Origin of the sequence: Sphaerospermopsis sp. FACHB-1094 (assembly GCF_014696195.1) — a bacterium.
In the GTDB taxonomy this organism is placed as follows: Bacteria; Cyanobacteriota; Cyanobacteriia; order Cyanobacteriales; family Nostocaceae; genus Sphaerospermopsis; species Sphaerospermopsis kisseleviana.
The window spans coordinates 1-5,914 of record NZ_JACJPT010000187.1; the positions used below are offsets into that span (position 1 = coordinate 1).

The window sequence follows — 5,914 nt, forward strand, 5'->3', positions numbered from 1 at the left end:
AGTTGGGTTTTGAATCCTAGTAGCATACAGTGATTTTACTGTAATTCTGTCACAAAGCAAAAGATGACAGGAAATTTTCAGTAAATGTGAGTATTTGTTAGTATTGGTTAAGAAAACAGTAACTAGCTACTAACCCTGGGGGACATGGCTGCACCAAATCTCCTGTAGCGTAAGTTCCCGTATGTCCTGCGGTACTTAATCCTAATTTTAGGATGTTGATACTGGCGTTAATATCTCTATCTTCAACAAACCCTCTTCTGTCTTGAGGCTAGTACGGCTGCACGGAAGTCAACAGGAATATAAAATTTAATATACAGCCTATTACAGCTAAATGAATGAAGTACAAAATTGAATTATAAATCCTGGTCGCCAACGGATTTTAATGCTGATCACTGATAGCTGACTGCTGACTGCTATAAAAGAGAAATTTTCAAATGACTATTTACTTTTACAAAGTTTGGCAGCCCTATGGCTGTTTTTCTAACTTTTCTCCCCACCCTATCGAAATTGACGGTACTTACTGGCCAACAGTTGAACATTATTATCAAGCGCAAAAGTTTGCTGGTAGTGAGGATGAGGTTTTTATACCCTTAATCTATGCTGCACCTACCCCTGAAGAAGCGGCTGCTTTAGGTCGATGTGGCGATCGCAAACTGCGCTCAGATTGGGATCTGGTAAAAACTAATGTGATGCGAGCAGCTGTACTAAAAAAATTTCTCACTCATGCAGACATCAGAGAAGTGCTTTTAGTTACTGGGGATGAAATTTTGGTGGAAAATTCACCCACAGATTATTTTTGGGGCTGTGGAGTAGATAAAACAGGTCAAAATCATCTAGGTAAAATCCTCATGAGTGTGCGTGAACAAATCCGTCAGTTAATGTTGTTAAAAGCAATTACCAATTCTTGATAGCAATACCATCATTGCTGACGGTAAAGGAGGAATCTCTCAAAGCACGCAATATAATGTTACGTGCGCCGTTAGCATCTCTTGTTTGCCCAATCTAAATTTCACACTACCAAAAGAGGGTTAGTAGCTAGTACAGCACGGCGTAAATAGGGCTTGCTGAATAAATGTAAAACCTAGATAAATCAAGGGATTGAGGATGATTAAAATTAAAATTGTGCAAGGTTTTAGGTACTGTGAGCCTCAGAAAGCTTGTACTTTGTTAGTATTGGCACAATTTCCAAATCAAAAAACTCCTTGATAGCGACTTGTACTGAGCCTGTCGAAGTAAGCGTGGCGTAGCCATACTCCTTGAACTCCTGTACCCTCACAGATAACTTTTTCAGGAAACCCTAAATAGATTTGTTTCAAAACTTAAAATATAAATGAGTGAATACTATAAAATAGTAATAAAATAGAAACCCTTGCTAATAAAATATTTCTGGATGTAATTGACCTATTTACTCAACTTTTCTTAAATCATTTTTCCGATAAAAGTAAAGTTTAATTGCAAAAAGAGAAAGACTATAGACAAATAATTTTTGAGGTGTTATTTTAATAGTTGAAGCTAAAGAAAAAAGCTTCCCTGGCAGATCAAACAGCTAGAGTTGAAAAGAAAAGAAAAGAAAAGGAAAGACAAGAGAAAAGAAACGTAGTAAGAGGTTAAAAAGCTGTTAAATTCCTATCTGTCTCGTCGAAACACCGCAACACCCAACGCGAACGCTTATATTCCCTCAAATTAGTGAGAATCAGGGGGCAATGTAACTGGTTTTCATTCCTTGTTGATCAAGGTGATGAAAGAAAGTACATCCCTGGATAGTATAAACAAGGGGAGGGAAACACCAAGCTAGTAGATGTTGGGTGTTGTTGTGTTTGGTAATAAATAAGAAATAATGGGTAATGGGTAATGGGTAATAGGTAATAATTTACTACCAATCACCAATCACCAATCACCAATTACCAATCACCAATACGTAAGTTTGTACTACAATTGAATAGAAAAACAGTTTAAATAACGATTTATGTCAATTATTGCGCTCAGAGCGTGGTATCTACAGGATTATGAACCTATTACGGAATTGGAGAAACGCCCTCCAGATATTCGTTTGAGTAAAAAAAGCCTGCTAAAATCAGGGTTGCGTGCGGATTTTTTAGAAGATAGCGATGAAGTCAAAGCATCAACTTGGTTTAGGCGCTATTTGGAAGGTGAAAATATAGAATTTTATATTGAGGGTAGTGGTGGTTATTGTGTAGCGAACATTGACTTAATTAGTCATGAAATTTATTTAACTAAACAAAGTTTGTTAGCGCAGTTAGAACCAACAATTTTTTTCTGCTATCAAACTGAATATGCAAAATCTAGTGATTTGCTCAGAGAACAACTGCAAGAAAGTTTGCAACTTTTAAATGGTAAATCCCGTCTACCCCTAACATTAATAGAATCATCCCGTCCCAGTCATGCACCGCTAAGGTTAAATCGTACCATGATGCGGAAAATCCGTAAGAGTTTATTATTTATTGCGGATACCACACCTATTACCAGCATTGATGGGAAAGAAACTTGTCAATTAATTCCTAGTCCTAACGTCTGTGTAGAAATTGGTTATGCAATGGAAAATAAACGTTCTGAACAAATTGTACTAGGACAAATGCAACGTCCAGAATTAGAAGGACAATTTCCCTTTGATTTACCCACACAGCAAATTTTACAATTTAGGGACGGTGCAGAACTGAATAAAATCCTCACCGTGACTATGGAAAATCAATTAGCACGATTTAAACTATTTTTTTGACAACTGTTTGTTTGAAAACTATTTTCTTAAATTTTTTCAGCCCATTTCAGATCCCCGACTTCTGTGAGAAATCAGGGATCTTAATTTTGAGAAGTCGGGAACTGTTGAGGGAGAAGTCAGCGTCATTTTGGGAAAGTAAAATTACGGTTCGTTGCCGTATTTTGGTACATCTGGCACTTCTCCCGTATGCTTACCCTTTTCATTGGGGGCTGACGTGGTTAACAATAGGTTGGATGTATAGAAAATAATGTGAATTTATGCCTAGAACTCCCAACGAATATGCGATTCACCTCCTGTTGGAAAGTGGTCATCCGGAAGAAGTGCGCTTTCCCACTATTCAAGATTTTCAAAAGTGGTATAGTGGTGAACTTGTACCAAAGTCTGCTTCTAATGACTTTATTAACGTACCGATTAAAAATATTCAAGGCGAATATATGGTGGTACGTCCTTCTAAGATTATAGGGATTCGGGTAGAACCGATTTTTAGTTCTAGTATTGAAAGATGATGAGAAAAACCCTTGCTTTGTTTTCCTTGAGTCTGGGAATTGCCTGTACAAGTCCTGTTAGCTCAGTTTTAGCTCAAGTAACGATTCCTCTGCCAGCACCAGCACCAGAATCAATACCAGTACCAGTACCAGCACCAAATACGCCTGAAGTTGTACCAGCACTGCAACCTATTTCCCCGGAAACTGCTTGTAATTCTCAAAGATGCTTGGGTTGGGATGAGCAACTTTGGGGGAGAAATGGCGATCGCCAAGCTTTATTAACTTCCATTGATCACAGTTTGCGTTATCTGGAAACTAATAGAGCGGCGGAAATATATGCTAACTACCCCATCAAGGAGATTACTCTAGATCGGGTACGTCGGAGTTTATTACGCTTCCGACAACTGGTGGTGAGTTCTAAGTCAGCAGCAGAACTACAAGCGGCTGTACATCGGGAGTTTGCTTTTTACCAGTCTACAGGGAACGATGGCAAGGGTACGGTTAAATTTACTGCCTATTATGAGCCTGTGTATACTGCCAGCCGGGTGCGAACTTCTGTATACAGATATCCTATGTATAGAGTACCACTGGATTTTAAAGAATGGAAAAAACCCCATCCCAAAAGGGTAGAATTGGAAGGTAAAGATGGTTTACAAGGACATAAAGGCAGATTACGCGGTTTAGAAATGTTGTGGTTCCGCGATCGCCTTGAACCTTACATGATCCAAATTCAAGGTTCTGCCCAAATTAGATTAACCAATGGACGGAGAACTTCTGTAGGTTTTGCCGGAGGAACGGATTATCCTTGGACTAGCATTGGTGGAGAACTAGCAAAAGATGGTAAATTGCCATTAAGCGGTTTAACCATGCCTAAATTAATTAGTTATTTCCGCAGAAATCCCAGAGAAATGAATAATTATTTACCACGCTGGGAAAGATTTGTATTCTTCCAAGAAACCAACGGTGCGCCAGCTACAGGTAGTATTAACGTCCCCGTAACCGCAGAACGTTCCATTGCTACGGATAAATCTCTCATGCCTCCTGGTGCATTAGCATTGATTCAAAATGCGTTTCCTTTTCCTGCGGGTGGAGGGAGGTTAGAAAGACGCAGAGTTGATCGGTTTGTATTAGATCAAGATACAGGTAGCGCGATTAGGGGACCTGGTAGAGTAGATTACTTTATGGGTACTGGTAAATTAGCGGGCGATCGCGCTGGAATTACTGGAGGCAATGGATCACTATATTATTTATTGTTGAGAGAATAGGTGACTGGTGACTGGTGACTGGTGACAGGTGACTGGTGACAGTAAACAGCGATAAGTCATAACTGATCTATCTCCCTCTGCTCCCTGCTCCCTGCTCCCTGCTCCCTGCTCCCTGCTCCCCTGCTTTTCCCAGTCCTCAGTCCCTAATCCCTAGTCCCTAGTATGGTGGATAAGCAAAATCATCATCATCGGCGTAAATATAAGAATTGGTAACACCAGATATTTCTGCTTTAGAAACATCTGGTTTCATAAATTCTTTACCAAATTCTTTGTAATCTTCAAAAATCTTACAAATTATTTCCGATTCAGGAGAATCAGAAGCAATCATATATTTTGTTAAATTTGAATCTTTAGGATGTTCATAATTTACAGTCGCAGCCACCAAAACAATATTCGGTTCAATACCTCTTTCTTCGCATTCAATAATCGGGCAAAAAATCCCATGTGCATGAAATAATGGACCTTTGGGAGTTAATGGTTTGTTCTGAAAACTGGCATAAGCTTTTTCTAATTCTCCCGCAAAACCCCCAGTCAGTCTACCTTGTTGATATTCAGAATAACTCTTACCAAAACTTGCGCCGGCTGCACCACTGAGAGTTAATTGTAAAGGTGATTGATGTAAAAACTTTTTATCTTCACCGACTAAAAAAATCAGATGGCGAGTGTAGATTTTAAATTTCAGTTTATTAGCTAAAAAATCATCTTTGTAATCTTTAAAAGTACCTAATCTAATTTTTGTGTCTCGGTCCTGAACGGATAAGGGACCACGACGGATAATTACTAATCTGGGGGTAGTGGTAATAAAAAATGTGTCTACTTCTCCAGAATCAAATTCATGTTCTATTTCTTGCCAATTATCATCAGGTTGAAAACCCACAGCTTGAGCATTATCGAGTTTAAGGGCTAAACCATAACTTTGTAAACCATCTTCACCATAGCGGGGTCTGATCATTTGACACCAGGGGAGGGTTTGGGATGGTGGGGCGTTAAATTTTTCGTCTTCAAAGTCGAACTTAGCATGATTACTGTTAGCAGATGCTTTAACCATTTTTGAATATCCGTGTGTTTTATTTTACAAGTTTATCTTTTCTACTATCTTTTGTACCATCTTTTGTACCATTCATCTGGGATGTGTGGCACTTTCTGAATTAGATTTTAACAATTTTCCTTGGGGGGTGGTTGGTTTGGGGTGAAGTGGGGGTAAGTGGGTATAATTTTTATATCATGGGTGATAAGCGTCTATTTTAACGGTAATTTGTCGTGTTGTATCAGGGAAGGATAAGAGGGAATGAACCACGAAGACACGAAGGAAGCGAAGGAAGAAGAGAGCAAGTCCTAAGTTGACAATTTCATAGACAAAACTATACTTATATTGACAAAAATCAATATATTTTTAGGAAAAAATCAACTACTTGATATATAATATG

General features: G+C 38.7%; 6 protein-coding genes. 4 read left to right on the plus strand and 2 right to left on the minus strand.

Annotated features, from left to right (window positions below; genetic code table 11):
- The first annotated feature begins 434 nt into the window (after positions 1 to 434).
- Positions 435 to 908: an NADAR domain-containing protein gene (locus H6F47_RS26505; protein ID WP_137667507.1), complete on the plus strand. Its 474-nt coding sequence runs from the start codon at positions 435 to 437 to the stop codon at positions 906 to 908.
- Between the two features lie 282 nt (positions 909 to 1,190).
- Here H6F47_RS26505 and H6F47_RS28745 read toward each other — a convergent pair whose 3' ends face one another.
- A complete protein-coding gene (locus H6F47_RS28745; protein WP_272110773.1) occupies positions 1,191 to 1,316 on the minus strand; it encodes a hypothetical protein in 126 nt (41 codons plus the stop codon).
- Positions 1,317 to 1,966: 650 nt separating this feature from the next.
- Here H6F47_RS28745 and H6F47_RS26510 point away from each other — a divergent pair.
- The 3 genes from H6F47_RS26510 (at position 1,967) to H6F47_RS26520 (ending at position 4,487) form a co-directional block, all read left to right on the plus strand.
- A complete protein-coding gene (locus H6F47_RS26510; protein WP_137667506.1) occupies positions 1,967 to 2,737 on the plus strand; it encodes a hypothetical protein in 771 nt (256 codons plus the stop codon).
- A 257-nt stretch (positions 2,738 to 2,994) separates the two neighbouring features.
- Entirely contained in the window at positions 2,995 to 3,243 is a 249-nt protein-coding gene (locus H6F47_RS26515) for a hypothetical protein (protein ID WP_137667505.1), read from the plus strand.
- The gene (locus tag H6F47_RS26520) at positions 3,243 to 4,487 is read left to right on the plus strand and encodes a murein transglycosylase A (RefSeq protein WP_190651726.1); all 1,245 of its coding nucleotides are present in this window, start codon (positions 3,243 to 3,245) and stop codon (positions 4,485 to 4,487) included. Before H6F47_RS26515 ends, H6F47_RS26520 begins: the two co-directional genes overlap by 1 nt.
- A gap of 157 nt (positions 4,488 to 4,644) precedes the next feature.
- On the opposite strand, the gene H6F47_RS26525 is transcribed toward H6F47_RS26520, so the two are convergent.
- Positions 4,645 to 5,535, minus strand: coding sequence for a DUF5895 domain-containing protein (locus H6F47_RS26525; protein ID WP_096572057.1), 891 nt, complete (start codon positions 5,533 to 5,535; stop codon positions 4,645 to 4,647).
- Positions 5,536 to 5,914 lie beyond the last annotated feature (379 nt).

Excerpts from the sequence above, each read along its gene's own strand:
- H6F47_RS26505 (WP_137667507.1), top strand. The coding sequence starts at position 435 with ATGACTATTTACTTTTACAAAGTTTGGCAGCCCTATGGCTGTTTTTCT.
- H6F47_RS26510 (WP_137667506.1), top strand. The coding sequence starts at position 1,967 with ATGTCAATTATTGCGCTCAGAGCGTGGTATCTACAGGATTATGAACCT.
- H6F47_RS26515 (WP_137667505.1), top strand. The coding sequence starts at position 2,995 with ATGCCTAGAACTCCCAACGAATATGCGATTCACCTCCTGTTGGAAAGT.
- H6F47_RS26520 (WP_190651726.1), top strand. The coding sequence starts at position 3,243 with ATGAGAAAAACCCTTGCTTTGTTTTCCTTGAGTCTGGGAATTGCCTGT.
- H6F47_RS26525 (WP_096572057.1), bottom strand. The coding sequence starts at position 5,535 with ATGGTTAAAGCATCTGCTAACAGTAATCATGCTAAGTTCGACTTTGAA.